Genomic DNA, 25,539 nt, shown 5'->3' on the forward strand with positions numbered 1-25,539 from the left:
ACGCCTAGCGCGTGGGAGCGGGCTTGCCCCGCGATGCTTTTCAGGCCGATTTTGGCCAACAAAGTCCCCCCGAGCGCTAGGTCCCAGCCCGCGCATGCGTTAGCATCCTACGCGACATTACGCATCGGTCTGTCAGGCCGTGCATACAAAAAGAATTTTGCGTACTTCTTGCTAGGGGACTTGGTGATGATGAAGAAATACCTGTCGCGATTGCTGGTCGGTGCCACCGCCCTCATCGCGGTAACCGCCGCCCAGGCCGGCGCCATCGACGACGCGGTCAAGCGCGGCACCCTGCGGGTCGGCATGGACCCGACCTACATGCCGTTCGAGATGACCAACAAGCGCGGCGAGATCATCGGCTTCGAAGTCGACATCCTCAAGGCCATGGCCAAGTCCATGGGCGTCAAGCTGGAGACCGTCTCCACCGCCTATGACGGCATCATCCCGGCCCTGCTCACCGACAAGTTCGACTTCATCGGCAGCGGCATGACCCTCACTCAAGAGCGCAACCTGCGCCTGAACTTCAGCGAACCCTTCATCGTGGTCGGCCAGACCCTGCTGATCCGCAAGGAACTGGCGGGTGAGATCAAGTCGTACAAAGACCTGAACAACGAGAAGTACCGCATCACCTCCAAGCTCGGTACCACCGGCGAGATGGTTTCCAAGAAGCTGATCGGCAAAGCCAAGTACCACGGCTACGACAACGAGCAGGAAGCGGTGATGGACGTGGTCAACGGCAAGGCTGACGCCTTCGTCTACGACGCGCCGTACAACGTGGTGGCAGTGGAGAAGGCCGGCGCCGGCAAGCTGCTGTTCCTCGAAGAGCCCTTCACCTACGAGCCGCTGGCCTTCGGCCTGAAGAAAGGCGACTACGACAGCATTAACTTCATCAACAACTTCCTGCACCAGATCAAGCATGACGGGACCTACGATCGTATCCACGACAAGTGGTTCAAGAACAAGGACTGGCTGAAGGAAATGGAATAAGGCCCAGGCCACAAGCCCAGGCTTTGACCCCGACGCGCAGGTGGCGCTGAGGGTGGTTGGTCGAGGATAGCGGCTGTATTCGACGGCCTCTTCGCGGGTAAACCCGCTCCCACAGGCATCGCCAAACCCTGTGGGAGCGGCTTTACCCGCGAAGAAGCCTACGCAACCTCACTGGCCATCACAGAAGCCCACCTTGCGCGTTTCGCATTTACGGAAGTACCCCACGTGATCAAACACAAGAAAGCACAGTGGCCCTGGCATGGGCTGACCGCGCTGGTCCTGGTGGGCCTGGCGTTCAGCCTGTACCTGGCCACCTCGATGATTTCCTATGAGTGGCGCTGGAACCGCGTTCCGCAATACTTCGCCTACAAGGCCGAGGAAACCCAGCGTGCCGCCAACCCAGGCACGGTCGAGGAAATCGTGGTGTCCGGCGACAACGCCCGGGTCACCCTGAAGGATGAAAGCGGCGACACCCAGGTGATCGAAGTGGCCAAGGACAGCATGCTGCTGGCCCGTGGCGACGACGTCGCCGAAGGCGATGCCATCGGTGTCACCCGCCATTGGGCCGCGGGGCCCCTGGCCTGGGGCCTGTGGACCACGCTCTGGCTGTCGGTGGTTTCCGGCGCCCTGGGCCTGGTGATCGGCCTGTTTGCCGGGCTGTGCCGGCTGTCGAGCAACCCGACCCTGCGTGACCTGTCCACGGTCTACGTCGAACTGGTGCGTGGCACGCCGTTGCTGGTGCAGATCTTCATCTTCTACTTCTTCATCGGCACCGTGCTCAACCTGAGCCGCGAGTTCGCCGGGGTGGCGGCGCTGGCATTGTTCACCGGCGCCTACGTGGCCGAGATCGTCCGTGCCGGCGTGCAGTCGATCGCCAAGGGCCAGAACGAGGCGGCACGCTCGCTGGGCCTCAACGGCGCCCAGTCGATGCGCCACGTGATCCTGCCGCAGGCGTTCAAGCGCGTGCTGCCGCCGCTGGCCGGGCAGTTCATCAGTCTGGTCAAGGACACCTCGCTGGTGTCGGTGATCGCCATCACCGAGCTGACCAAGAGCGGCCGCGAAGCCATCACCACTTCGTTCTCGACCTTCGAGATCTGGTTCTGCGTGGCAGGCCTGTACCTGCTGATCAACCTGCCGCTGTCGCACATCGCCAGCCGGCTCGAGCGGAGGCTTGCGCAAAGTGATTGAAGTCCGTGACCTGCTGAAAGTCTTCGACACCCGTGGCCAGGTGGTGCGCGCGGTGGACAACGTCACCACCCAGGTCGCCAAGGGCGAAGTGGTGGTGGTGCTCGGCCCGTCCGGCTCGGGCAAGTCGACCTTCCTGCGCTGCCTCAACGGCCTGGAACACTTCGACCAGGGCCATGTCGCCATCGACGGCCTGCAACTGGCCGACCCGAAGACCGACATCAACGCCTACCGCCGCGAAGTCGGCATGGTGTTCCAGCACTTCAACCTGTTCCCGCACATGACCGTGCTGGAGAACCTGTGCCTGGCACAGAAGGTGGTGCGCAAGCGCGGCAAGGCCGAGCGTGAAGCCAAGGCCCGGGCGCTGCTGGAGAAGGTCGGCATTGCGCAGAAGGCCAACGAGTTCCCGTCGCGCCTGTCCGGCGGCCAGCAGCAGCGGGTGGCGATTGCCCGCGCCCTGGCGATGGAGCCCAAGGTGATGCTGTTCGACGAGCCGACCTCGGCGCTTGACCCGGAAATGGTCGGCGAGGTGCTGGACGTGATGAAGACCCTCGCCCAAGAGGGCATGACCATGGTCTGCGTAACCCACGAAATGGGCTTCGCCCGTGAAGTGGCCGACCGTGTGCTGTTCTTCGATCACGGCAAGCTGCTGGAGGATTCGCCGCCAAGCCAGTTCTTCGACGCTCCGAAAGATCCGAGGGCGCAAGCCTTCCTGCGCCAGGTGCTCTGAAGCAGTTGCGAGCCGCAAGCCGCAAGCGACAAGAAGAAGCCGAACCGCGAATGCTCAGGCAACGCGTAGTGCTTTTTCTTGCAGCTTGTAGCTTGTAGCTTGCAGCTGCTTCAAAGGCTGAACCGCCCCACCATCCCCCGCAATTCCCGCCCCAACTGCCCCAACTCCACGCTGGACGCCGCCGTCTGCTCGCTGGCCGTGCTGGTTTGGTCCGACACATCGCGCACGTTCATCACACTGCGGTTGATCTGCTCGGCCACCACGCTCTGCTCTTCGCTGGCCGTGGCGATCTGCTGGTTCATGCCCTGGATGGTCGAGACGGTCGCGGTGATCTGCCCAAGTGCTTCACCGGCCTTGCGGCTGAGCTCGACGCTCTGTCCGGTGAGGCGCTTGCTGTCGTCGAGCAGCCCCATGACCTGCTCGGTGCCGCTGTGCAGGTTGCCGATAAGTTGCTCTATCTCTTCGGTCGACTGCTGGGTGCGCTGGGCCAGGCCACGCACCTCGTCGGCGACCACGGCAAAGCCACGCCCGGCCTCGCCGGCCCGCGCGGCTTCGATGGCCGCGTTGAGCGCCAGCAGGTTGGTCTGCTCGGACACCGACTTAATCACGTCGAGGATCGAGCCGATGCGCTGGCTTTCTTCTGCCAGATGGGCCATGGCCTGCTGGCAGTGTTCCATCTGCCCGGCGAGCTGCTCGATGCGCTCGATGGCCTGGGCCACCACCTGATCGCCCAGCTGCGCCTGGTGGTCGGCGGTGGTTGCGGCCTGCGACGCCTGTTCGGCGTTCTGTGCCACTTCCTGCACGGTGGCGCTCATCTGGTTCATCGCCGTGGCCACCTGGTCGGTCTCTTCCTTCTGCTGGCCGACCCGGTGCTGGGTTTGCTCGCTGACCGTTGCCAGCTCGTCCACCGCTTGCGACAAGCGGGTGACGCCATGGTCGATACCGCCCAGCAGCTCACGCAGGCTCAGGGTCATGGTGCGCATGCTGCCCTGCAGTTGCCCAAGGTCGTCGCTGCGGGTGACGTCGTCTATCTGGCTCAAGTCGCCTTTGGCGATACGTTCGGCCTGAAGCAAGGTCTGTTTCAGCGGCACGGTGATCTGCTGGCTGATCAGCCAGGCCGCCAAGCCGCCGATCAACAGGGCCAGCAGGGCGACGCTGGTCATCAGGCTGCGTGAGGCCAGCGCCTGCTCGTCGCGCAGGGCGATCTGGTTGTCACTGAGCTCGCGGCTGCTGGTGGTGATCTGGTCGCCCAGCTGCTCCATCTCGTTCTGCAGCAACTCCACGGCGATCGCTGAGCGCGCGTACTGGCGTAGTTGCTCGCGGTAGCGGGCCAGACCGGCGGCAACGGGGGCGCTCAGGCGTTCATCCAGGCCCAGGCGCTTTATCAGCTGATCGAGTTGCCCGAGCGTGGCTTGCGCGGCATCCATGGCGGGTTGGCCGACTTCCTCGAAGGCTTGCAGCGGGTCGCTGTAGTAGGCCGGGATGGCGGCGCGCTGGTTGGCCATTTCCACATGGCGGTTGAGCGTATCGATCAGGGTGAGTGCCTGGCCCTGGGCGGCTGGTTGGTCGAACTGGCTCAAGCGCTTGACCAGCTCACCTTGCAGGGCGCTGATGTGCTGGTCCTGTTCGGACTCCTGCTGCTGCAGGGCTGCGTGGTGCTGCTGGCGTATCGCCACGGCCTGCTGCAGCTTTTCGAAGTCAGCCCGGTAGCGCTCAACCAAGTCGCGCTTCTCGGCGATCAGGCGCACGTTCTCCGGGGACAGGTAGCGTGGGCGCATGGTTTCTATCAAGGCCTCGAGCTGCTTGATGGTCTGTGCAAGCTGGGTGCGGCTCTGATCGTCGCTGAGCACGCGGAAGGTAATGCGCTCGGCGCGCAAGTCCTTGCTGAGCTCGTTGAGCTGGGCGATCTGGCTGAGCTTTTCCGAGCGGTCGATGGCATCACCCAGGGCCTGCCAGCCGGTCAGGGTGGTCAGCAGGGTGAGCAACAGGACCAGGGCAAAGCCCATGGCCAGCTTGAGGCGCACGCTGAGGTGGCCGAGCATGCGGTTGAGCGGTCCGAGCATGGTGAGTCTCCGGCGATGAGGGCGCCCTGCGTGACGCGGGGCGTGTACATCCTGCTCATCGGCCGGGGAGGCGTAAGACTGTACCTGCGAATTGCGTAGGAGGATTCCCTTCGACGCATAGGAGAAGTCGTGACCGGGTAGCCCTGAGGGGCCCGGCCACGCCGGGCGTTACAGCCTGAACTTGGCGACCAGACCCTGCAGGTGGGTGCCCAGGCGCGCCAATTCGACACTGGAGCTGGCGGTCTCTTCACTGGCGGCGGAGGTCTGGTCGGAGATATCGCGTACGTTCATCACGCTGCGGTTGATCTCCTCGGCCACCGCACTCTGCTGCTCGGCAGCCGTGGCGATCTGCTGGTTCATCGCCTGGATCGACGAGACGGTGCGGGTGATGGTTTCCAGCGAGCCGCCGGCGCGGCGGGTCAGCTCGACGCTGCTGTCGGTGAGGCTGCGGCTGCTGTCCATCACGCTGGCTACGCGCTGGGTGCCATTTTGCAGGCCGGCGATCAGCTCTTCGATCTCTTCGGTCGACTGCTGGGTGCGCTGGGCCAGGCTGCGCACTTCGTCGGCGACCACGGCGAAACCGCGCCCGGCTTCGCCGGCCCGGGCGGCTTCGATGGCGGCGTTGAGCGCCAGCAGGTTGGTCTGTTGCGCAACCGACTTGATCACGTCGAGCACGCTGCCGATCTTGTCGCTTTCAGCCTTGAGCTGGTTCATCGCTTCGCTGGAGTTCACCACTTCGTGGGCCAGGCGTTCGATCTGGGTAATCGCCTCGGTCACCACCTTGTCGCCTTCGCGGGCCTGCTGGTCGGCCATCAGTGCCGCCTCCGAGGCCTGTTCGGCATTGCGCGCCACTTCCTGCACGGTGGCAGCCATCTCGTTCATGGCGGTGGCCACCTGGTCGGTCTCGACCTTCTGGTTGTTCACCCCGGCGCTGGTCTGTTCGGTCACCGCCGACAGCTCCTCGGCGGCGCTGGCGATCTGCGTGACGCCGTCGCCGATGCCGCTGATCAGCTGGCGCAGGCCCTGGGTCATGCGCTGCATGCTGGCCTGCAGCTGGCCCAGCTCGTCGCGGCGGTCGGCCTGCAGGTCCTGGCTGAGGTCGCCGTTGGCCACGCGCTCGGCGGCGGTCAGGGTCTGGCGCAGGGGCACGATGATCTGCCGGGTGATGGCCAGGGCGGCCAGCACGCCCAGCAGCAGCGCCAGGGCGGTGGCGCCGGCGAGCAGGGTCTTGGCTTGCTGGGTGCCCTGGTCGCGGACCTTGGTCTGCGACAGGGTCATTTCCTGGCTGGTGCTGAGCAGCAGCTGGCCTTGGGCGGCCATGCGCTGCAGGGTTTGTTCGCTGGCGGACTGGGCACTGCCGAACTGGTTCACTGCGTCACGGTAGGCGGCCAGGGCCTCGGCGGCATCGTCAAGGCTGGCGGCGTATTCGGCGGGGAGCTTGGCCGGCAGGGCCTTGAGCACGGCCATGGCCTGGTCGATGGCGGTGAGGGCGGTCTGCTGGAACTCGGCCTTGCCGCTGTAGGTGTAGCCGCGCACCTGGAAGCGCGCCTGCTGCAGCAAGGCGCTGGTTTCCACGGTTTGCTGGTATTGCTGGATATCGCCGGCCTGCAGCAGGCGCTGCTGAACCTTGCCGATCAATGCGGCAGCCTTGTCGGCGCTGTCGCCCAGCAGGCCACGGCTGGCTTCGCGGCGCTGGCCGGCCTGCTTGAGCTCGGCGAAGGCCTGTTGGTATTCGCGCACGGCGCCTTGTTGCTGATCCAGGCGCTGGCGGTCGGCGGGGAGCTCGATCTGGCCCAGCATCAGCTGTACCTGGCGTTCGAGGTTGGCCAGGGCTTTTTCCAGCTCGGCCACCGAGGCCTCGTCGCGGTTGCGCTCATAGTGCTGGCGAGCGATGCGCAGGTCCTGGGTGTACTGGTGGATAACCGAGATATTACCGAGCTTGTCGCCCCGGCTGGTCACGCTGTCGATCCCCATCCACCCGGTGAAGGTGATGCCCAGGGTGAACAGCAGTACCAAGCCGAAGCCGATCCCCAATTTGCGATTGACGCTTACATTCCCCAGTGACTGGGCAAACCAACGGTACATAGACGACTCCCCGGCGCGTGGCAGTGCGGATTATTGTTCTGTTGCAAAGGCCATCGGCGTGCGTCGGGGAAACTTGATGGGCGAAAGCTGACCCGCTTGTCAGAAAATTCGCGAAAGCAGGGCAGTGACAGCTGTCTCGACCCGTAGGATGCGATCACCCAGCTGCACCGGCGCCAGGCCTGCCTGGTGCAGCAGGTCGACTTCGTACGGGATCCAGCCGCCTTCGGGGCCGATCGCCAGGGTTACCGGGCCTTCCACGGCGCGCGGGCAGGCCGGGTAAGGGCCGGGGTGGCCGACCAGGCCGAGGGTACCGGCAGCTATGGCGGGCAGGCGGTCCTCGACGAATGGTTTGAAGCGTTTTTCGATGATGACTTCCGGCAAGACCGTATCGCGGGCCTGTTCCAGGCCCAGGATGAGGTTTTCCCGGATCGTTTCGGGGTTGAGGAACGGCGTCTGCCAGAAACTTTTCTCGACCTTGTAGCTGTTGACCAGGATCAGCCGCTCAACACCCAGGGTGGCGATGGTCTGGAACAGCCGGCGGAGCATTTTCGGCCGGGGCACAGCCAGCACCAGGGTGAGCGGCAGCTTGGCGGGTGGCGGCTGGTGGAAGGCCACCTGAAGCTCGGCTTCATGGCCTTCGAGGCGGACCACCTCGGCCTTGCCCATCAAACCGTTGATACGCCCGACGCGCAGGCTGTCGCCCACCGCCACGCGGTGGATCTCCTGCATGTGGGTGAAACGGCGGTCGGCGAGGATGACGCGGTCGGCCGACACGAAGTCGGCCTCTTCGAGAAGCAACAGGTTCACGGTTGGGTCGCAGGCGGTTGGTCGTTGTGGTCTTCGTTGTGTTCGTCGCGCTCGTGGCTGCGCTTGCGGATCAGGCTGCCGCACAGCACGCCGATCTCGAACAGCAGCCACATGGGCACGGCCAGCAGGGTCTGGGAGAAGATGTCCGGCGGCGTCAGTACCATGCCGACCACGAAGCAGCCGATGATCACGTACGGGCGGATCTTCTTCAGGTACTGCACGTCGACCACGCCGATCCACACCAGCAGCACCACGGCCACCGGGATCTCGAAGGCCACGCCGAAGGCGAAGAACAAGGTCATGACGAAGTCGAGGTAACTGGCGATGTCGGTCATCATCGACACGCCCTCGGGGGTGGCGCTGGCGAAGAAGCCGAAGATCAGCGGGAACACCAGGAAGTAGGCGAAGGCCATGCCGGCGTAGAACAGGAAGATGCTCGACACCAGCAGCGGGATGGCGATGCGCTTTTCGTGGCGGTACAGCCCTGGCGCGATGAAACCCCAGATCTGCTGGAGGATGAATGGGATCGCCAGGAACAGCGAAACGATCATGGTCAGCTTGAACGGCGTGAGGAACGGCGAGGCCACGTCGGTGGCGATCATCGTCGCATTGGCCGGCAAGTGCGCGCGCAGCGGCGCCGACACCAGGGTATAGATCTGCTGGGCGAAGGAGAACAGCCCGGCGAAGATCAGGAAGATGGCGGCGACGCAACGCAGCAGGCGGGTGCGCAGCTCGGTCAGGTGCGAAACCAGCGGCATCGGCTGGTCGGTTTCCGGGTTATCGCTCATGGGGCTCGCGGCGGTGGTGGCGGCTCGGAGGGTTGCGGTGCAGCGGCAGGTGGCGTCGGTGCTGCGTCGGCGGCGGGTGCTGCTGGGGTTGCGGGTGCATCAGTGCCGGGTTGGGCGGCAGGCGGCGCCATTGGATTGAGGATGCGCTTGGCTTCCTGTTCCATCTGCAGGATGTGCTCGTTGTGCAGCTGGCGGCGGATGTCGTCGGCGCCGATTTCGCGCTCGACCTCCATCTTGATCGCATTGAAGCTGCGCTTGAGCCGGCCTATCCACAGGCCTGCGGTGCGCGCGGCGCCCGGCAGGCGCTCGGGGCCGAGCACCAGCAGGGCGACCAGGCCGACGAGCAGCAGCTCACTGAAACTGATGCCGAACATGGGTCAGTCTTTCCGCTGCGGCTCTTGGACCGGCTGCGCCTGGCCCTCGATGGTGTGGCCCTGGGCCTGCTGCGCGGTGTTCTGTACCGGTGGCACGGGCTGGGCGGGTGGCGGGGTCTGCTCGGCCGGCTTGCTTTCTTCCTCGTTCATGGCCTTGCGAAAGCCCTTGATCGATTCGCCCAGGTCGCTGCCGAAGTTCTTCAGCTTCTTGGTGCCGAACACCAGCACGACGACGACCAGCAGGACGATCCAGTGTTTCCAGTCGAAAATGCCCATCTCAAACTCCTGAAAATGTGTGTCTGTCTTTCGGGCCCTGGGGGCTGCTTTGCAGCCCTTTCGCGGCACAAGGCCGCTCCTACAGGGGATAGCGAATCGTTCAAGCGACGCAGGCCCCTGTAGGAGCGGCCTTGTGCCGCGAAAGGGGCGCAAAGCGCCCCCAGGCAATCATTCAGGAAGACGGCTGTCGCGCCGCCTTCTCATCGTGGCCGGACAGGCCGAACCGGCGCTCCAGCTCATCGAGCACCGCCTGCGGGTGCTGGCCCAGCGCGCTGAGCATGACCAGGCTATGAAACCACAGGTCGGCGGTCTCATAGATTACATCGCTGTAATCCTTGCTGGCGGCGGCATCCTTGGCGGCGATGATGGTCTCGATCGATTCTTCGCCGAGTTTCTCGAGGATCTTGTTCAGGCCCTTGTGATAGAGGCTGGCCACATAGCTGCTGTCGGGGGCGGCGTGCTTGCGTTCTTCCAGCACTTCGGCGAGGCGGTTCAGCGTGTCGCTCATGTTCAGTGTCCTGCGCTGTAGATGGCGTCCGGGTCCTTCAGGACCGGATCGACGATTTTCCACTGGCCGTCTTCGAAGACGCGGTAGAAGCAACTTTCGCGGCCGGTATGACAGGCGATATGGCCCAACTGCTCGACCATCAGGATGATCACGTCGGCGTCGCAGTCCAGGCGCATTTCGTGCAGTTTCTGCACATGGCCCGACTCTTCGCCCTTGCGCCACAGCTTGCCCCGCGAGCGCGACCAGTAGATGGCGCGGTTTTCGGCGGCGGTCAGCACGAGGGATTCACGGTTCATCCAGGCCATCATCAGCACGCGCCCGGTCTTGTGGTCCTGGGCGATGGCCGGTACCAGGCCATCGCTGTTCCACTTGATCTCGTCCAGCCAGTCTTTCATCGTCGACTCCAAACCGGGCCCGCTCCCGTACCGGGCCCCTGTGCGCTAGTGTGCCAGCCAGCCGCGCGGCTGGCTATCGGCGCACGATCAGGTACAAGCCTGCGGCCAGCATCAACCAGGCCGGCCACGCCGCCGGGGCGCTCAGGCTCACGGCGCCGGCGGCGAGGGTGGCGCCGCCGGCCAGCAGGCCGGCACCGAGCAGGCGCAGCGCCCAGTTATCGCCCTGGCGACGGCGCTCGGGCAGTTGCGGGTCGTGCAGGTGCGGCTGCGACAGGCGTTCGAGCAGGTCGCGGGTCATGTCGGCCAGGTGCGGCAGTTGCTCGGCCTGGCTGTAAAGGTTGCCGAACACCGCCTTGGGGCTCATGCGCTCGCGCATCCAGCGTTCGAGGAACGGCTTGGCGGTGCTCCACAGGTCCAGGTCGGGGTACAGCTGGCGGCCCAGGCCTTCGATGTTGAGCAGGGTCTTCTGCAGCAGCACCAATTGCGGCTGGACTTCCATGTTGAAGCGCCGGGCGGTCTGGAACAGGCGCATCAGCACCTGGCCGAAGGAGATGTCCTTGAGCGGCTTTTCGAAGATCGGCTCGCACACGGTGCGGATCGCCGCTTCGAACTCGTTGACCTTGGTCTGCGCCGGTACCCAGCCCGAGTCGATGTGCAGTTGGGCCACGCGGCGGTAGTCGCGCTTGAAGAAGGCGATCAGGTTGCGCGCCAGGTAGTCCTGGTCCTCGGCGGTGAGGCTGCCGACGATGCCGCAGTCGATGGCGATGTACTGCGGGCTCCACGGCTTGACCGTGCTGACGAAGATGTTGCCCGGGTGCATGTCGGCGTGGAAGAAGCTGTCGCGGAACACCTGGGTGAAGAACACCTCGACACCGCGCTCGGCCAGCAGCTTCATGTCGGTGCGCTGGTCGGCCAGGGTGGCCATGTCGGTGACCGGTACACCGTAGATGCGCTCCATGACCAGCACCTTGGGCCGGCAGAAGTCCCAGTACACCTGGGGCACGTACATCAGCTCCGAACCTTCGAAGTTGCGCCGCAGCTGGCTGGCGTTGGCCGCCTCGCGCAGCAGGTCGAGCTCGTCGTAGATGGTCTTTTCGTAGTCGCCGACGATCTCGACCGGGTGCAGGCGGCGGGCATCGGCCGAGGCGCGCTCGGCGGCCTTGGCGATCAGGAACAGCCAGGCCAGGTCCTGGGCGATCACCGGCTTGAGGCCCGGGCGCACCACCTTGACCACCACTTCTTCGCCGCTTTTCAGGCGTGCGGCATGCACCTGGGCTACCGAAGCGGAGGCCAGCGGCTCGACGTCGAAGCGGCTGAACACCTCGCCAACCTTGGCCCCCAGCTGCTCTTCGATCAGCGCCACGGCGTGCTGCGGGTCGAACGGCGGCACCCGGTCCTGCAGCAGCATCAGCTCGTCGGCGATGTCGGTGGGCAGCAGGTCGCGGCGGGTGGACAGCAGCTGGCCGAACTTGATGAAGATCGGCCCCAGGTCCTGCAGTGCCAGGCGCATGCGCGCACCACGGCTGAGTTCGAGGGGTTTGCGCGGCAGCCAGCGCCAGGGCATCAGCAGGCGCAGGCTGGCCAGCCACCAGGGCAGCAGGGGCTGTTCGAACAGCAGGTCATCGAGGCGGTAGCGGATCACGACGCGCTGGATGCGCAACAGACGGCGGACGGCGAGCAGCTTCATGCGTTATCGCTGGTATCAAGAGTGTGGGCGAGGCGGCGCAGGCGCGCCTCGAGACGTTCGATGTCGACTTTGAGCGCATCGAGTTCGCTGAACGCCGCTTCGGCTTCGCGTTTGCCGACCAGGGTGCGGGACTCTTCGGCCAGGTACTCGGAAAGGTTCTGGCTGAAACGGGCCAGGCCCTGCCTGGTCCAGCGCGCGCGCAGGCGCACGTGGCCGGCGAGCAGCGCGGTGGGTACCGGGCCGAGCCAGCGTTGCAGCTCGTGCTCCCAGTCCAGTTCCAGGTCCTGCAGCACCGCGACCAGGTCGAGCAGCACGGCGCTGTCACCGTGCAGTTCGACCTGCGGGCTGTGCAGCACGGCGCTCTTGTCCTTGCTCAGGGCCAACTGGGCCAGGCGCCCGGCCGGGGCGCGCAGGGTGCAATCGACCTCGCCCTCCCAGTGGGCGGCCAGCATCAGGCCTTCTTCATCGGGCAGCACGAACAGCTTGAGGGCCGGCTGCACGCAGTCGATCTCGATGACCTGGCCCTCCAGCGCGGCCAGCCGCGGCAGTGCCGTGCTGTCCATGCGCAGGACCCGGTTGAGGCCGTGTTCGACGCTGGCGAGAAGGCCGGCCAGGAGCATCAGGGTTTGATCCCCCGGTGCACGGCGACGATGCCGCTGGTCATGTTGTGGTAGGTGACGCGGTCGAAGCCGGCTTCGACCATCATGCTCTTGAGCGTTTCCTGGTCGGGGTGCATGCGGATCGACTCGGCGAGGTAACGGTAGCTCTCGGAGTCGTTGGTGATCAGCTTGCCGGCCAGTGGCATGAAGGCGAACGAGTAGGCGTCGTAGGCCTTGGACATCAGCTTGTTGGTGGGCTTGGAGAACTCCAGGATCAACAGCCGGCCACCGGGCTTGAGCACGCGCAGCATCGAGCGAATGGCTTCGTCCTTGTGCGTCACGTTGCGCAGGCCGAAGGCGATGGTCACGCAGTCGAAGTGGTTGTCCGGGAACGGCAGCTTCTCGGCGTCGGCCTGGACGAACTCGATGTTGCCGGCCACGCCACGGTCGAGCAGGCGGTCACGGCCGACCTTGAGCATCGAGTCGTTGATGTCGGCCAGTACCACCTGGCCGGTCGGGCCGACCAGGCGCGAGAACTTGGCGGCCAGGTCGCCGGTACCACCGGCGATGTCCAGCACCCGGTTGCCGCTGCGCACACCGGACAGCTCGATGGTGAAGCGCTTCCACAGGCGGTGCATGCCGCCGGACAGCACGTCGTTCATCAGGTCGTACTTGGCGGCGACGGAGTGGAAGACCTCGGCGACTTTCTTCGCCTTCTGGCTCTCGGGCACGTCCTGGTAGCCGAAGTGGGTGGTGGGTTCGGCGTGGTCGCCTTTGCGCTGGTCGGTCATTTCGCTTCACCAGAAAAAAATTACCGCCATTCTAGGGGCATCGGGCGGATTTGTCTTCGCGGGGTGTGCCGTGGCGGGGTGGCGGGCATAATGGCGATTATGTCTACATCAGCAGGAACACCCGCATGACCCAGATCAGCGTCGAACGCAAACACTCCCTCGGCCGCGAAGCCGCCCGCGCCAAGGCCGAAGCGCTGGTGGACAAGCTCAGCCGCGAATACGACCTCAAGGCCAGCTGGAACGGCGACCGGGTAGACGTGACCCGCAGCGGCGCCAATGGCAGCGTGCACATCTTTGACGACAGCATCCGCGTCGAGCTCAAGCTGGGCATGATGCTGTCGATGATGGGCGGCACCATCAAGGGCGAGATCGAGCGGGCGCTGGACAAAGCCCTGGCCTGATTCGTCTGTAACGCCCCAACCCCCTGTAGGAGCGGCCTTGTGTCGCGAAAGGGCCGCAAAGCGGCCCCATGGATCTGGTGGTGTTGCACATATCGTTGGGGCTGCGATGCAGCCCTTTCGCGACACAAGGCCTCTCCTACACCCTGCAGCCTTGAAGCGGCAATACAGCCCACCTTAGGGTGAGGATTCTAATTATTCCGCCTACCTTCACGCTCAAGCCCTACCACCCTGGGCTCATCCTCCCTCCCCAAATGAGCATGAGGTACAGAGCATGGCCAAAGTGAATCTCAAGCAGGACGACGCCCAGGGCACCCTGGGCGAAGTGCGCGGCTACGCGCGCAAGATCTGGCTGGCTGGCATCGGTGCATACGCCCGTGTCGGCCAGGAAGGCTCCGACTACTTCAAGGAACTGGTCAAGGCCGGTGAAGGCGTCGAGAAGCGCGGCAAGAAACGCATCCATAAAGAACTCGATGCGGCCAACCACCAGCTCGACGAAGCTGGCCAGGAAGTGACCCGCGTTCGGGGCAAGGTCGAGGTCCAGCTGGACAAAATCGAGAAAGCCTTCGACGAGCGCGTCGGCCGCGCCTTGAATCGCCTCGGCATTCCGTCTAAACATGACGTTGAGGCGTTGTCCATCAAGCTTGAACAGCTGCACGAGCTGCTCGAGCGCGTCGCGCACAAACCATAAGGAGAGCAGGATGGCTGGCAAGAAGAACACCGAAAAAGAAGGCAGCTCCTGGATCGGCGGAATCGAGAAGTACTCCCGCAAGATCTGGTTGGCTGGCCTGGGTATCTATTCCAAGGTCGACCAGGACGGTCCGAAGCTGTTCGATTCGCTGGTGAAGGATGGCGAGAAAGCCGAGAAGCAGGCGAAGAAAAGCGTCGACTCGGCAGCCGACTCGGCCAAGTCCGCCACCACCTCGCGGGTATCGGATGTCAAGGAACGCGCGCTGGGCAAGTGGAGCGAACTCGAAGAGGCCTTCGACAAGCGCCTGAACAGCGCCATCTCGCGCCTGGGCGTACCTAGCCGCAACGAGATCAAGGCACTGCACCAGCAGGTCGACACGCTGACCAAGCAGATCGAGAAGCTGACCGGCGCTTCGGTCACGCCGGTATCCAAGGCCGCCGCCAGCAAGACGGCTGCCAAGCCACTGGCCAAGGCAGCTGCCAAGCCGGCCGCCAAGACCGCTGCGGCGAAACCTGCTGCCAAGCCTGCGGCTAAAACCACTGCAGCCAAGCCGGCTGCTGCCAAGCCTGCGGCCAAACCGGCAGCGGCGAAGAAGCCAGCAGTCAAGAAAGCACCTGCGGCCAAACCTGCGGCAGCCAAGCCGGTAGCCGCGGCACCTGCCGCCACCGCCGCCCCGGCGCCGAGCGCGGCCCCGGCCAGCGCCACCCCGTCGGCACCGGTGAACGTGGCCGCCCAGGCCTGATACCGCGTCGCCTTCATCGCGGGGCAAGCCCGCTCCCACGGTATCCGTGTGGGAGCGGGCTTGCCCCGCGATCATTTCACCCCTCCAGATACCTCATCGCCAGCTGCTCCGCCGCCGTGCGCGCCGGCGCCTGCAAGTGCGGCGCCACCAGCATCATCACCTGATACACCACCACCCCCACATCGCCTTCACGCCCCAGTACCCGCTGGTAATCCAGCGAACAGATCAGGGTCAGGGCGATCTGTTCCACCAATTGCCCCAAGGCTTGCGTTTCGCTGGTCACCAGGCCCTGGCTCTTGAGGCTGGCCAGCAGCGCGGCGAGGGTGCGCTTGAGCGCGTTGATCAGGCTGCGCATGCCGCGCGCCAGCTTGGGCAGGCGCCCGGTGAGGTTGGACAGGTCCTGGAACAGGAAGCGGTACTGGGCCATGCGCTCGACGATCAGGTGCAGGAACAGCCAGTAGTCCTCGGCGTCCAGGCGCACGTCCAGCGGTGGGTCGAGCAGCGGCATCAGCTGTTCTTCGAAGCGCTCGAACAGGCCGATCACCAACGGCTCCTTGCCGTGGAAGTGGTAGTACAGGTTGCCCGGGCTGATCCCCAGTTCGTTGGCGATCTCCAGGGTCGAGACATTGGGTTCGCCCTGGCGGTTGAACAGCAGCAGGGCGCATTCGAGGATGCGGTCGCGGGTCTTCATTCAGTCAGCGTGCCAGTACGTAGGTGCCTGGCGCGGGGGCCAGCGGTGGGTAGGTGGCGTTGCCCAGCTCGGTGCGCGGTGCCTTGAGCGTACCGGAGCGCTGGCTGATCCACTCCAGCCACTGCGGCCACCAACTGCCGTCGCGGCGCTCGGCATCGTAGAACCAGGCGCGCGGGTCACCGGACAGCTTGGGGTTTTCCAGGTAGTAGGCCTTGGGGTTGCCGGGCGGGTTGATGATGCTCTGGATATGCCCGCTGTGCGATAGCACGAAGCGTCGCTCGCCACCCAGCAGCAGGGCCGAGCGGTACACCGCGTCCCAGGGGGTGATGTGGTCGTTGCTACCCGCCACGGTGAAGCTGTCCAGGTCGACCTGTTTGAGGTCGATGGGCGTGCCGCACACCTCCAGCCCGTCGGGGTGGGGCAACGGGTTGTGCTTGAAGAAGTCCAGCAGGTCGCCGTGCAGGGCGGCGGGCAGTCGGGTGTTGTCGGCGTTCCAGTAGAGGATGTCGAAAGCCGGCGGGGTCTTGCCCATCAGGTAGTTGTTGACCCAGTAGTTCCAGATCAGATCGTTGGGCCGCATCCAGGCGAAGATCCGTGCCACTTCGCCGCCGTCGAGCACGCCGCGCTGATACGAGCGGCGCTTGGCCGCCTCGATGGTCTGTTCGTCGGCGAACAGGCTGGCGGGGCTGTCGAACTGGCTGTCGAGCAGGCTCACCAGGTAGGTGGCGCTGCGCACCTTGCGCAGTTGGTTCTTGGCTTGCAGGTGGCCCTGCAGCGCGGCCATGGTCAGGCCGCCGGCGCAGGCGCCCATCAGGTTCGGGTCGCGGCTGCCGCTGACGCTGCGGCAGGCGTTGAGCGCCTCTTCCAGGGCCTGCACGTAGCTCGACAGGCCCCACTCGCGATGGCGCGGGTCGGGGTTGCGCCAGCTGATCATGAACACCTGCAGACCGTTCTTGAGCATGTACTGGACGAAGCTGTTGGTCGGGCTGAGGTCGAAAATGTAGAACTTGTTGATCTGCGGCGGCACCACCAGCACTGGCCGGGCGTACTGCTTTTCGCTCATCGGCTTGTACTGGATCAGCTCCAGCAGCTCATTGCGAAACACCACCGCGCCAGGCGTGGCGGCGAGGTTGCCGCCGACCTCGAAGGCGCGCTCGTCCACCTGGCGTGGCAGCCCGTCGTTGTGGCGCAGGTCGTCGAGCAAGTGGCCAACGCCACGCAGCAGGCTCTGGCCGCCGGTGTTGAGCAACTCCTTGACCGCCAGCGGGTTGAGCAGCGAGTTGCTCGGGGCGATGGCGTCGTTGATCAGGTTGAACAGGAACTGCGCGCGCACGCGATCATCGTGGGACAGCGAGCTTTCCTCGACCCACAGGCGGGTCTGTTTCTGCCAGGCCAGGTAGGCCTGCAGGCTGCGCCGGTAGAACGGGTTCTGGCTCCAGGTGGGGTCACTGAAGCGGCTGTCGCGTGCGTGCGGCTGGAACGGTGTGTCGCCGAGCATCACCCGGCCCAGGGTGCCGCCCAGCTCCAGCAGGTGTTTTGCCGTGTGCAACGGGTGGCGCAGGCCATGGCGGCCGACATGGCGCAGCGTCGAAAGCAGGTCGCGGCCGCGCAGGCCAGTGATCGCGTTCTGCACGTTCATGCTGGTGGCCGGGACCGGTATCGTCCCTGTTGCCGGTTTGTCTTTCATGCCAACACTCCATCGTTATAGCAATCGGGCCGCTCTGGTGGTGCTGCGCATCACTGCCTGACCCACCAGAGACCTGTGGGAGCGGCTTTAGCCGCGAACACCGGCGTAGCCGGTGCCATTCACCGTGTCGCTTGCTTCGCGGCTAAAGCCGCTCCCACAGACGCCAGCGCGTCTGCATCAGCCGCCCGAGGCGGGCCGGGGGTGCATGACCGCGCGCTGGCGCTCTTGCTGGAGGAATTTCATGATGATCGGGGCGACGGCCTCGGCCCGGGTGATCAGGAACAGGTGGCCATCGTCGATTATGTGTAGCTGGGCATTGGGAATCCGCCAGGCCAGCAGGCGCATGTTGACCAGGGGGATCAGCGGGTCGTCGTCGCCGGCCAGCACCAGGGTGGGTTGTTGGATCTTGTGCAGCCAGTGGATGCTGGTCCAGCCTAGCCCGGCGAACAGCTGCCAGTAGTAGCCCATCTTGCCGCCGGAGCGCACTTTCGAGGCGTGGTGCAGCGCCAGGTCCGGGTCGCGGCGAAAGGCACCGCCATAGATCATGGGGGCGATGCGGATCACGTGGGAGGGCTGGATGTAACGCCGGGGGCTGGCCATCAGCCACAGCACCTTGGGCTTGCCCGGCACCATCACCGCACCGGCGGCGGTGGCGGCCAACACCAGCTTCTTGCAGCGTTCGGGGTAGTCGTGGGCGAACTGCTGGGCAAGCGCCCCGCCCCAGGACACACCGATGGCATTGACCTGGCCGTAGTCGAGGTAGTCGAGCATGCGCGCGGTCAACTTGGCCAGGCCGGGGAAGCGGTACGGGTGACGCGGCGTCGACGAGCCGCCGACCCCGGGCACGTCGAAGGCGATCACTTCCAGGTCCGGGTCCAGCGCCTCGATGAACGGGAACACCAGTTCGAGGTTGGCGCCGATGCCGTTGAAGATCAGCAGCGGCGTCAGGTGCGGCTTGCCCGGGCGCACCGCGGTGCGGATGGACTGATCGTCCAGCTCGACGGTGCGGAAGATGTAGGGTTGCGGCATACGCGTGACTCTGGGGTGAAGGTAGCGCCGCGATGCGCCTGCCGGCACATCACGGCGGTTGGGCTCAACGCTCGTGCACGTAGGTTCCCGGTGCGGCCTCGCCTGCGGCATAGGTGCGGTTGCCCAGCCGGGTTGGCGCCTTCTTCAGTTCCCCGGCGCGATCGCCCAGCCACGTCTGCCAGTGCAGCCACCAGGAGTCGGCGTGCTTGACCGCGTTCTCCTGCCAGGCCAGCGGGTCGTCCGGGCGGTCTTCACCGGTCATGAAGCGCGCCTTGGGGTTGCCCGGCGGGTTGAGGATGCTCTGGATATGGCCGCTGTTGGACAGCACGAACTCGATCTTGCCGCCGAACAGGTGCGCCGAGCGGTAGCACGACTGCCACGGGGTGATGTGGTCGGCGGTACCGGCGACGCTGAAGATGTCGCAGTCGACCTGCTTCAGGTCGATGGCGGTGCCGCACACCTCCAGGGCATTGGCGCGGATCAGCGGGTTGTTCTTGAACATTTCGATCAGGTCGCCGTGGAAGGCGGCCGGCAGGCGCGTGGTGTCGTTGTTCCAGAACAGGATGTCGAACACGGGCGGTGAATTGCCCAGCAAGTAGTTGTTGACCCAGTAGTTCCAGATCAGGTCGTTGGGGCGCATCCAGGCGAACACCTTGGCCATGTCGCTGCCCTCGAGCACCCCGGACTGATAGGAGTGGCGCTTGGCGGCCTCCAGCGTCTGCTCGTCGACGAACAGCGCCACCTCGGTGTCGATCGTGGTGTCGAGCACGCTGACCAGCAGGGTCAGGGCGTTGACCTTTTTCTCGCCCAGGGCCGCATAGTGGCCCACCAGCGCGGTGCAGGTGATGCCCCCGGAGCAGGCGCCGAGCATGTTCAGGTCCTTGCTGCCGGTGATCGCCAGCACCGCGTCGACCGCCTCCTTGAGGGCGTCGATGTAGGTGGACAGGCCCCACTCGCGCTGGGCCTTGGTCGGGTTGCGCCAGCTGATGATGAAGGTCTGCTGCTGCGAGCGCAGGCAGAAGCGCGCCAGGCTCTTTTCCGGGCTCAGGTCGAACACGTAGAACTTGTTGATCTGCGGCGGCACCACCAGCAGCGGGCGGCTGTGCACCTGCTCGGTGATGGGTTTGTACTGGATCAGTTCGAGCACGTCGTTGCGGTACACCACCGCGCCTTCGCTGGTGCCCAGGTTCTTGCCCACCTCGAAGGCTTCCATGTTCACCTGGCTGGGCATGCCGCCGTTGTTGACCATGTCCTTGGCGAGGTTGGACAGCCCGTCGAGCAGGCTCTTGCCGCCGGTTTCGAAGAAGCGCTTGATCGCCGCCGGGTTGGAGAGGGTGTTGGTCGGTGCCATGGCTTCGGTCATCAGGTTGATGACGAACTGGCCACGGGTGATGTCCTGGGGCGACAGGTCGCTTTCGCCGATCCAGTCGTTGAGCTCCTTGCGCCAGGCCAGGTACGTCTGCAGGTAGCGACGGTACAGTGGGTTGTTGCTCCAGGCCGGGTCCTGGAAGCGACGGTCGTCGCCACCGGGCTGCAGGCTGGATTTGCCCAGCAGCACGTTCTTCAGTTCCAGGCCGAAATGCGCTACGTGCTTGGCACTGTGCAGCGGCTGGCGAACCGCCTGGCGCAATACCGTGCGCGCCGACGTGAGCAAATCCTTACGGCGAATGCCGATGACCGGGTTCAGCCCCAGGGTGTTCTCCGAGGCCTGCCGCTGCAACTCATCGTTGTTCTTGTTACTCATCTACGACGCTCCGTTGTCCTGAGACGAGTACCGGTGTGCTGTGACAGCCCGGTACTGCTACTCGGGTGACCAGTGATAAGGAACAGCGGTGCTGCGACCGGATGCGTGTCGATGATGAGCTGCGGGGGTTTCTGCGTGTGAAGACAACCTGCTTTCGCTCGCGACCTCTACATACCGGCCTGGCCCTGCCTGCCGAGAAGGCGATGCAGGGAACTTGCCAGCTCCATTGGTTACCCGACTTTCATGTAATGCGCAAGACAGCCAGTCTTTGGCCGCCATCCACGCATTCAAGCAGATGAGATTAGAAAATGCGCTCTAAAACCTGGAGGCCCCGCGCTAGAGCATCAGCTTGACGACCGACTCGGCGGGGTCGCGGGATTTGCCGGCCTTGTGCAGTTCATCCAGATACTCGGCCCACAGTTGTTCCTGGCGCAGACACAGTTGTTCGAGGTATTCCCAGGTGAACAACCCTGAGTCATGGCCGTCGTCGAAGGTCAGTTTCAGTGCGTATTGGCCGGCAGGCTCCAGGCCGCTGAGGCCTACGTTGATCTTGCCAAATTGCAGGATGGGATTGCCGTGGCCCTGGACCTCGGCGGAAGGGGAGTGCACCCGCAGGAACTCGGCAGGCAGGTGGTAGACCTCGCCGGGGGCGTAGGTGAGGGTGAGGGTTTTCGAGGCTTTGTGCAGGTTGATGGCGGTGGGCAGGCGGGCCATGGGCTTCTCTCTTGAGCTTCAAGCTGCAAGCTTCAAGCTTCAAGAGGCGATATTCAAGCCATCGCGGATAAACAGGAGAGAGGTGATGCTGCAAGCGACGCAAATCAGCTTGTCGCTTGCAGCCTACAGCTTGCCGCTTACAGGATGTAGCGCGACAGGTCTTCGTTCTGCGCCAGCTCACCCAGGTGGCTGTTCACATACGCGGCGTCGATGTGGATCGGCGTCTCGTCATGGGCGCTGGCCAGGTCACCGGCACTGAACGACACCTCTTCGAGCAAACGCTCGAGCAGGGTGTGCAGGCGGCGGGCACCGATGTTCTCGGTTTTCTCGTTGACCTGGAAGGCGATCTCGGCCAGGCGCTTGAGGCCCTCGTCGGCGAACTCGATGTTCAGGCCTTCGGTCTTCAACAGCGCTGCATACTGCTCGGTCAGCGAGGCGTGCGGCTCTTTGAGGATGCGCTCGAAGTCTTCCGGGGTCAGGGCCTTGAGCTCGACGCGGATCGGCAGGCGACCCTGCAGCTCGGGCACCAGGTCGCTCGGCTTGCTCAGGTGGAACGCACCGGAGGCGATGAACAGGATGTGGTCGGTCTTGACCATGCCCAGCTTGGTGTTGACGGTGCAGCCTTCGATCAGCGGCAGCAGGTCGCGCTGCACGCCTTCGCGGGACACATCGGCGCCGCCGACGTTGCCACGCTTGGCCACCTTGTCGATTTCGTCGATGAACACGATGCCGTGCTGCTCGACCGCTTCCAGGGCCTTGGCCTTGAGCTCTTCGTCATTGACCAGGCGGCCGGCTTCTTCGTCGCGGACCATCTTCAGCGCGTCCTTGACCTTCAGCTTGCGCGCCTTGCGCTTGCCCTTGCCCATGTTGGCGAACAGGCTCTGCAGCTGGTTGGTCATCTCTTCCATGCCGGGCGGCGCGGCGATCTCGACACCGACCGCGTCGGCCACTTCGATCTCGATTTCCTTGTCGTCCAGCTGGCCTTCACGCAGGCGCTTGCGGAACAGCTGGCGGGTGTTGGAATCGCTGCTCGACGGTGCGGCCTCTTCGGCGAAGCTGCTGGTGCGCGCCTGCGGCAGCAGGGCGTCGAGGATGCGGTCTTCGGCGGCGTCTTCGGCGCGGTGGCGCACACGGACGATCTCTTGCTCGCGGAGCATCTTCAGCGCGGCATCGGCCAGGTCGCGGATGATCGACTCGACGTCACGGCCGACGTAGCCGACTTCGGTGAACTTGGTCGCTTCGACCTTGATGAACGGCGCGTTGGCCAGCTTGGCCAGGCGACGGGCGATTTCGGTCTTGCCCACGCCGGTGGGGCCGATCATCAGGATGTTCTTCGGGGTGACTTCGGCACGCAGCTCGGCAGGCAGCTGCATGCGCCGCCAGCGGTTGCGCAGGGCAATGGCGACGGCGCGCTTGGCGTCGTCCTGGCCGATGATGTGGCGGTTCAGTTCGTGAACGATTTCGCGGGGGGTCATGGACATGATCAATAGGGTCCTAAGGCGCAGTCATCAGTGTGGAAAAGTCCCGCTGTGGGCGGGACGCCAAAACAACTGATCACTCGGCCAGGTCCTGCTCCTCGATGGTCAGGTTGTGGTTGGTGAACACGCAGATGTCGCCGGCGATGTTCAGGGCGGCCTCGGTGATTTCCCGGGCCGACAGGTCGGTCTTGTTCAGCAGGGCGCGGGCTGCGGCCTGGGCGTAACCGCCGCCGGAGCCCATGGCGATCAGGCCGTCTTCGGGTTCGACCACGTCGCCGTTGCCGGTGATGATCAAGGAGGCGTCCTTGTTGGCTACCGCCAGCATCGCTTCGAGGCGGCTCAGGGAACGGTCGGTACGCCATTCCTTGGCCAGCTCGACGGCAGCGCGCACCAGGTGGCCGGAGTGTTTCTGCAGCTGGGCTTCGAAGCGCTCGAACAGGGTGAAGGCGTCGGCGGTGGCACCGGCGAAGCCCGCGATGACCTGGCCGTTGTACAGGCGACGGACTTTCTTGGCGTTGCCTTTCATCACGGTGTTGCCGAGGGAAACCTGGCCGTCGCCGCCCATGACGACTTTGCCGTTACGGCGGACAGAAACGATGGTAGTCAAGGGAGAGTCTCCACGCAGCGGGGCGAAAATGCCTGATGCAGAGACATATGGGGGTGGGGGGAAGGATTTCAACCTTGAGGGATGAGTGGTCGGCGTCGAACAGGCTCATCGCTGTTGCTGCATTCGCGGGTAAACCCGCTCCCACAGTGGCTCGACACCCTGTGGGAGCGGGTTTACCCGCGAAATGGGCGGTGCGGTCTGTCAGGCCTCGTGGCAGATATGCCCATCGACCAAGGTATAACGCACCGCGCCCGGCAGGCAGTGGCCGATGAACGGGCAGTTCGCGCCGCGTGAGAACCACTGCTCACCGGCAACGGTGGAGGCTTGCGGATCGAACAGCACCAGGTCGGCCGCGCCGCCCACTTTCAGCTCACCCGCCGGCAGGCGCATGGCCGCCGCCGGGCCGCTGCTTAGCCGCGCCATCAGCGTCGGCAGGTCGAGCAGGCCGTCCTCGACCAGGGTCATGGCCAGCGGCAGCAACAGCTCGACGCTGCTGATGCCCGGCTCGGTGGCACCGAACGGCGCCAGCTTGGCATCGCGCTCGTGGGGCTGGTGGTGGCTGGAGATCGCCTGGATCACGCCCGACTTCACCGCCTCACGCAGGCCGTCACGGTCGGCGGCGCTGCGTAGCGGCGGCTGCACGTGGTACAGGCTGGAGAAGTCGCGCAGCGCTTCGTCGGTGAGGATCAACTGGTACAGCGCCACGTCGGCGGTGACCGGCAGCCCCAGTTGCTGGGCCTGGGCGATCAGCCGTGCGCCACGGGCACTGGTGATCTGGCTGAAGTGCGCGCGCACGCCGCTCTGCTCGACCAGCAGCAGGTTGCGGGCCAGGGCCACGGTCTCGGCGCTCTCGGGGATGCCGGGCAGGCCGAGGAAGCTGGCCATCGGCCCTTCGTGGGCCAGGCCGCCCTGGGACAGGTCGCGGTCCTGGGAGTGGAACACCACGGTCAGGTCGAAGGTCGCCGCGTATTCCAGGGCGCGGGCCAGGGTGCGGTTGTTGGGGATCTCTTTCAGGCCGTTGCCGAAGGCCACGCAACCGGTGTCGCGCAGGGCCACCAGCTCGGCCAGTTGCTCGCCTTCCAGGCCTTTGGTCAGGGCGCCGATCGGGTACACCTTGCTGTTGGCCGCTTCGCGGGCGCGGTCGAGGATCAGTTCGGCCACCGCCGAGGTGTCCAGCACCGGCTTGGTCTGCGGCGGGCAGCACAGGCTGGTGACGCCGCCGGCGACCGCTGCGCGGGTTTCACTGGCGATGGTGCCCTTGCGGCTGTAGCCCGGCTCGCGCAGCGAGACGCCGAGGTCGACCAGGCCAGGCGCTGCGACCAGGCCGTCGGCCTGGATCGTGCGGCTGGCGCTGAAGCCTGCCGGGGCTGCGTCGATGGCGGCAATGCGACCGCCTTCGAGGTGCAGGTCGGTGATGGTGTCCAGGCCGCTGGCAGGGTCGATTACCCGAGCGCCGATAATGCTGAGGGTCACTGGGCGTTCTCCTGCTCGATTTGACGTTGCGCGTTCTGCCCGCTCATGGCCATGGACAGCACGGCCATGCGCACGGCGATGCCGTAGGTGACCTGGTTGAGGATCACCGAGTGCTTGCCGTCGGCCACCGCCGACTCGATCTCCACGCCCCGATTGATCGGGCCGGGGTGCATGACGATGGCGTCGGGCTTGGCGCCGGCCAGGCGTGCGGTGGTCAGGCCGAACAGGCGGTAGAACTCGCCCTCGCTGGGCAGCAGGCCGCCGGCCATGCGCTCACGCTGCAGGCGCAGCATGATCACCACGTCAACGTCCTTGAGGCCTTCGGCGAGGTCGGTGTAGACCTTCACCCCGTACTGCTCGATGCCGATCGGGATCAGGGTTTTCGGGCCGATCACGCGGATGTCCGGGCAGCCCAGCGCCTTGAGCGCGAGCATGTCCGAGCGGGCTACGCGCGAGTGCAGGATGTCGCCGACGATGGCCACCGACAGGTTCTCGAAGCTGCCCTTGTGCCGACGGATGGTCAGCATGTCGAGCATGCCCTGGGTCGGGTGGGCGTGACGGCCGTCGCCGCCATTGATCACCGCCACGTCCGGGCACACATGCTCGGCGATGAAGTGGGCGGCGCCGGAGTCGGAGTGGCGCACGACGAACATGTCGGCAGCCATGGCTTCGAGGTTGCGCAGGGTGTCGAACAGGGTCTCGCCCTTGCTGGTCGAGGAGGTCGACACGTTCAGGCTGATCACGTCGGCCGACAGGCGCTGGGCGGCCAGTTCGAAGGTGGTGCGGGTACGGGTGGAGTTCTCGAAGAACACGTTGCACACGGTCTTGCCGCGCAGCAGCGGGACTTTCTTCACGGCCCGGGCGCCGACTTCGAGGAACGAGTCGGCGGTGTCGAGGATCTCGGTGAGCAGTTCGCGGGGCAAACCGTCGAGCGAGAGGAAGTGGCGCAGCTGGCCCTGGTCATTGAGCTGCAGCGGGCGCTTGGCGTCGAATGGCGTCATCGCGGGGGA

At 65.1% G+C, this 25,539-nt stretch carries 26 protein-coding genes; 6 read left to right on the forward strand and 20 right to left on the reverse strand.

Going from position 1 to position 25,539, the window contains the following annotated elements:
- Positions 1-189 precede the first annotated feature (189 nt).
- The 3 genes from ABE459_RS14165 (at position 190) to ABE459_RS14175 (ending at position 2,902) form a co-directional block, all read left to right on the forward strand.
- A complete protein-coding gene (locus ABE459_RS14165) occupies positions 190-987 on the forward strand; it encodes a transporter substrate-binding domain-containing protein (RefSeq protein WP_167409836.1) in 798 nt (265 codons plus the stop codon).
- 225 nt (positions 988-1,212) lie between these two features.
- A complete protein-coding gene (locus tag ABE459_RS14170) occupies positions 1,213-2,175 on the forward strand; it encodes an amino acid ABC transporter permease (protein WP_110994121.1) in 963 nt (320 codons plus the stop codon).
- On the forward strand, positions 2,168-2,902 hold the full coding sequence (locus ABE459_RS14175) for an amino acid ABC transporter ATP-binding protein (protein ID WP_125466263.1): 735 nt from the start codon (positions 2,168-2,170) through the stop codon (positions 2,900-2,902). Before ABE459_RS14170 ends, ABE459_RS14175 begins: the two co-directional genes overlap by 8 nt.
- 110 nt (positions 2,903-3,012) lie before the next feature.
- Here ABE459_RS14175 and ABE459_RS14180 read toward each other — a convergent pair whose 3' ends face one another.
- From ABE459_RS14180 to ubiE, 11 genes are all read right to left on the reverse strand, one after another.
- Complete coding sequence (locus tag ABE459_RS14180) at positions 3,013-4,965, reverse strand: methyl-accepting chemotaxis protein (RefSeq protein ID WP_323830750.1); 1,953 nt, start codon at positions 4,963-4,965, stop codon at positions 3,013-3,015.
- 168 nt (positions 4,966-5,133) lie between these two features.
- Positions 5,134-7,050 carry a methyl-accepting chemotaxis protein gene (locus tag ABE459_RS14185; RefSeq protein ID WP_323830749.1) on the reverse strand — a complete coding sequence of 639 codons (1,917 nt, stop codon included), beginning with the start codon at positions 7,048-7,050 and terminating at the stop codon, positions 5,134-5,136.
- Positions 7,051-7,149: 99 nt separating this feature from the next.
- Positions 7,150-7,857: a 16S rRNA (uracil(1498)-N(3))-methyltransferase gene (locus ABE459_RS14190; protein ID WP_323830748.1), complete on the reverse strand. Its 708-nt coding sequence runs from the start codon at positions 7,855-7,857 to the stop codon at positions 7,150-7,152.
- On the reverse strand, positions 7,854-8,645 hold the full coding sequence (tatC, locus tag ABE459_RS14195) for a twin-arginine translocase subunit TatC (RefSeq protein WP_323830747.1): 792 nt from the start codon (positions 8,643-8,645) through the stop codon (positions 7,854-7,856). Before tatC ends, ABE459_RS14190 begins: the two co-directional genes overlap by 4 nt.
- Entirely contained in the window at positions 8,642-9,019 is a 378-nt protein-coding gene (gene tatB, locus ABE459_RS14200) for a Sec-independent protein translocase protein TatB (RefSeq protein ID WP_125465850.1), read from the reverse strand. The genes tatC and tatB overlap by 4 nt, the downstream gene beginning before the upstream one ends.
- 3 nt (positions 9,020-9,022) lie before the next feature.
- A complete protein-coding gene (locus ABE459_RS14205) occupies positions 9,023-9,295 on the reverse strand; it encodes a twin-arginine translocase TatA/TatE family subunit (RefSeq protein ID WP_125465849.1) in 273 nt (90 codons plus the stop codon).
- Positions 9,296-9,467: 172 nt separating this feature from the next.
- On the reverse strand, positions 9,468-9,803 hold the full coding sequence (locus ABE459_RS14210; RefSeq protein ID WP_323830746.1) for a phosphoribosyl-ATP diphosphatase: 336 nt from the start codon (positions 9,801-9,803) through the stop codon (positions 9,468-9,470).
- A gap of 2 nt (positions 9,804-9,805) precedes the next feature.
- Positions 9,806-10,198, reverse strand: a complete 393-nt coding sequence (gene hisI, locus ABE459_RS14215; RefSeq protein WP_110994129.1) for a phosphoribosyl-AMP cyclohydrolase — start codon at positions 10,196-10,198, stop codon at positions 9,806-9,808.
- A gap of 73 nt (positions 10,199-10,271) precedes the next feature.
- The gene (gene ubiB, locus ABE459_RS14220) at positions 10,272-11,885 is read right to left on the reverse strand and encodes a ubiquinone biosynthesis regulatory protein kinase UbiB (protein ID WP_110994130.1); all 1,614 of its coding nucleotides are present in this window, start codon (positions 11,883-11,885) and stop codon (positions 10,272-10,274) included.
- On the reverse strand, positions 11,882-12,505 hold the full coding sequence (locus ABE459_RS14225; protein WP_125465848.1) for an SCP2 sterol-binding domain-containing protein: 624 nt from the start codon (positions 12,503-12,505) through the stop codon (positions 11,882-11,884). The genes ubiB and ABE459_RS14225 overlap by 4 nt, the downstream gene beginning before the upstream one ends.
- Positions 12,505-13,275, reverse strand: a complete 771-nt coding sequence (ubiE, locus tag ABE459_RS14230) for a bifunctional demethylmenaquinone methyltransferase/2-methoxy-6-polyprenyl-1,4-benzoquinol methylase UbiE (protein WP_050707258.1) — start codon at positions 13,273-13,275, stop codon at positions 12,505-12,507. The genes ABE459_RS14225 and ubiE overlap by 1 nt, the downstream gene beginning before the upstream one ends.
- Positions 13,276-13,400: 125 nt before the next feature.
- Here ubiE and ABE459_RS14235 point away from each other — a divergent pair, with 125 nt between their 5' ends.
- The 3 genes from ABE459_RS14235 to ABE459_RS14245 all read left to right on the forward strand — a co-directional run bounded on the left by ABE459_RS14235 (position 13,401) and on the right by ABE459_RS14245 (position 15,106).
- Positions 13,401-13,676, forward strand: coding sequence for a polyhydroxyalkanoic acid system family protein (locus ABE459_RS14235; RefSeq protein ID WP_110994133.1), 276 nt, complete (start codon positions 13,401-13,403; stop codon positions 13,674-13,676).
- A 271-nt stretch (positions 13,677-13,947) separates the two neighbouring features.
- Complete coding sequence (locus ABE459_RS14240; RefSeq protein WP_125465847.1) at positions 13,948-14,364, forward strand: phasin family protein; 417 nt, start codon at positions 13,948-13,950, stop codon at positions 14,362-14,364.
- 10 nt (positions 14,365-14,374) lie between these two features.
- Positions 14,375-15,106: a phasin family protein gene (locus tag ABE459_RS14245; protein WP_125465846.1), complete on the forward strand. Its 732-nt coding sequence runs from the start codon at positions 14,375-14,377 to the stop codon at positions 15,104-15,106.
- 76 nt (positions 15,107-15,182) lie between these two features.
- On the opposite strand, the gene ABE459_RS14250 is transcribed toward ABE459_RS14245, so the two are convergent.
- From ABE459_RS14250 to ABE459_RS14290, 9 genes are all read right to left on the reverse strand, one after another.
- Positions 15,183-15,797 (reverse strand): TetR/AcrR family transcriptional regulator, encoded by a 615-nt coding sequence (locus ABE459_RS14250; protein ID WP_125465845.1) that lies wholly within the window; start codon positions 15,795-15,797, stop codon positions 15,183-15,185.
- 4 nt (positions 15,798-15,801) lie between these two features.
- Positions 15,802-17,484 (reverse strand): class II poly(R)-hydroxyalkanoic acid synthase, encoded by a 1,683-nt coding sequence (phaC, locus tag ABE459_RS14255; RefSeq protein WP_323830745.1) that lies wholly within the window; start codon positions 17,482-17,484, stop codon positions 15,802-15,804.
- Positions 17,485-17,661: 177 nt separating this feature from the next.
- Positions 17,662-18,513, reverse strand: coding sequence for a poly(3-hydroxyalkanoate) depolymerase (gene phaZ, locus ABE459_RS14260; protein WP_125465843.1), 852 nt, complete (start codon positions 18,511-18,513; stop codon positions 17,662-17,664).
- Between the two features lie 64 nt (positions 18,514-18,577).
- Positions 18,578-20,257 (reverse strand): class II poly(R)-hydroxyalkanoic acid synthase, encoded by a 1,680-nt coding sequence (gene phaC / locus ABE459_RS14265; protein ID WP_323830744.1) that lies wholly within the window; start codon positions 20,255-20,257, stop codon positions 18,578-18,580.
- Between the two features lie 336 nt (positions 20,258-20,593).
- Positions 20,594-20,971, reverse strand: a complete 378-nt coding sequence (locus ABE459_RS14270; RefSeq protein ID WP_125465841.1) for a DUF971 domain-containing protein — start codon at positions 20,969-20,971, stop codon at positions 20,594-20,596.
- A gap of 137 nt (positions 20,972-21,108) precedes the next feature.
- Positions 21,109-22,452: an ATP-dependent protease ATPase subunit HslU gene (hslU, locus tag ABE459_RS14275; RefSeq protein ID WP_125465840.1), complete on the reverse strand. Its 1,344-nt coding sequence runs from the start codon at positions 22,450-22,452 to the stop codon at positions 21,109-21,111.
- A gap of 73 nt (positions 22,453-22,525) precedes the next feature.
- On the reverse strand, positions 22,526-23,056 hold the full coding sequence (gene hslV, locus ABE459_RS14280; protein WP_011536056.1) for an ATP-dependent protease subunit HslV: 531 nt from the start codon (positions 23,054-23,056) through the stop codon (positions 22,526-22,528).
- Between the two features lie 201 nt (positions 23,057-23,257).
- Entirely contained in the window at positions 23,258-24,529 is a 1,272-nt protein-coding gene (locus tag ABE459_RS14285; protein ID WP_323830743.1) for a dihydroorotase, read from the reverse strand.
- The gene (locus tag ABE459_RS14290; RefSeq protein ID WP_110994142.1) at positions 24,526-25,530 is read right to left on the reverse strand and encodes an aspartate carbamoyltransferase catalytic subunit; all 1,005 of its coding nucleotides are present in this window, start codon (positions 25,528-25,530) and stop codon (positions 24,526-24,528) included. The genes ABE459_RS14285 and ABE459_RS14290 overlap by 4 nt, the downstream gene beginning before the upstream one ends.
- Positions 25,531-25,539 lie beyond the last annotated feature (9 nt).

The organism is Pseudomonas sp. TWI923, from assembly GCF_039673365.1.
In the GTDB taxonomy this organism is placed as follows: domain Bacteria; phylum Pseudomonadota; class Gammaproteobacteria; order Pseudomonadales; family Pseudomonadaceae; genus Aquipseudomonas; species Aquipseudomonas sichuanensis.

Excerpts from the sequence above, each read along its gene's own strand:
- ABE459_RS14270 (WP_125465841.1), bottom strand. The coding sequence starts at position 20,971 with ATGGCCCGCCTGCCCACCGCCATCAACCTGCACAAAGCCTCGAAAACC.
- tatC (WP_323830747.1), bottom strand. The coding sequence starts at position 8,645 with ATGAGCGATAACCCGGAAACCGACCAGCCGATGCCGCTGGTTTCGCAC.
- ubiE (WP_050707258.1), bottom strand. The coding sequence starts at position 13,275 with ATGACCGACCAGCGCAAAGGCGACCACGCCGAACCCACCACCCACTTC.
- ABE459_RS14180 (WP_323830750.1), bottom strand. The coding sequence starts at position 4,965 with ATGCTCGGACCGCTCAACCGCATGCTCGGCCACCTCAGCGTGCGCCTC.
- phaZ (WP_125465843.1), bottom strand. The coding sequence starts at position 18,513 with ATGCCGCAACCCTACATCTTCCGCACCGTCGAGCTGGACGATCAGTCC.
- ABE459_RS14205 (WP_125465849.1), bottom strand. The coding sequence starts at position 9,295 with ATGGGCATTTTCGACTGGAAACACTGGATCGTCCTGCTGGTCGTCGTC.
- ABE459_RS14290 (WP_110994142.1), bottom strand. The coding sequence starts at position 25,530 with ATGACGCCATTCGACGCCAAGCGCCCGCTGCAGCTCAATGACCAGGGC.
- ABE459_RS14235 (WP_110994133.1), top strand. The coding sequence starts at position 13,401 with ATGACCCAGATCAGCGTCGAACGCAAACACTCCCTCGGCCGCGAAGCC.
- ABE459_RS14245 (WP_125465846.1), top strand. The coding sequence starts at position 14,375 with ATGGCTGGCAAGAAGAACACCGAAAAAGAAGGCAGCTCCTGGATCGGC.
- ubiB (WP_110994130.1), bottom strand. The coding sequence starts at position 11,885 with ATGAAGCTGCTCGCCGTCCGCCGTCTGTTGCGCATCCAGCGCGTCGTG.
- phaC (WP_323830745.1), bottom strand. The coding sequence starts at position 17,484 with ATGAAAGACAAACCGGCAACAGGGACGATACCGGTCCCGGCCACCAGC.
- phaC (WP_323830744.1), bottom strand. The coding sequence starts at position 20,257 with ATGAGTAACAAGAACAACGATGAGTTGCAGCGGCAGGCCTCGGAGAAC.
- hisI (WP_110994129.1), bottom strand. The coding sequence starts at position 10,198 with ATGAAAGACTGGCTGGACGAGATCAAGTGGAACAGCGATGGCCTGGTA.
- hslU (WP_125465840.1), bottom strand. The coding sequence starts at position 22,452 with ATGTCCATGACCCCCCGCGAAATCGTTCACGAACTGAACCGCCACATC.
- ABE459_RS14250 (WP_125465845.1), bottom strand. The coding sequence starts at position 15,797 with ATGAAGACCCGCGACCGCATCCTCGAATGCGCCCTGCTGCTGTTCAAC.
- ABE459_RS14225 (WP_125465848.1), bottom strand. The coding sequence starts at position 12,505 with ATGCTCCTGGCCGGCCTTCTCGCCAGCGTCGAACACGGCCTCAACCGG.
- ABE459_RS14185 (WP_323830749.1), bottom strand. The coding sequence starts at position 7,050 with ATGTACCGTTGGTTTGCCCAGTCACTGGGGAATGTAAGCGTCAATCGC.
- ABE459_RS14165 (WP_167409836.1), top strand. The coding sequence starts at position 190 with ATGAAGAAATACCTGTCGCGATTGCTGGTCGGTGCCACCGCCCTCATC.
- tatB (WP_125465850.1), bottom strand. The coding sequence starts at position 9,019 with ATGTTCGGCATCAGTTTCAGTGAGCTGCTGCTCGTCGGCCTGGTCGCC.
- ABE459_RS14210 (WP_323830746.1), bottom strand. The coding sequence starts at position 9,803 with ATGAGCGACACGCTGAACCGCCTCGCCGAAGTGCTGGAAGAACGCAAG.
- ABE459_RS14240 (WP_125465847.1), top strand. The coding sequence starts at position 13,948 with ATGGCCAAAGTGAATCTCAAGCAGGACGACGCCCAGGGCACCCTGGGC.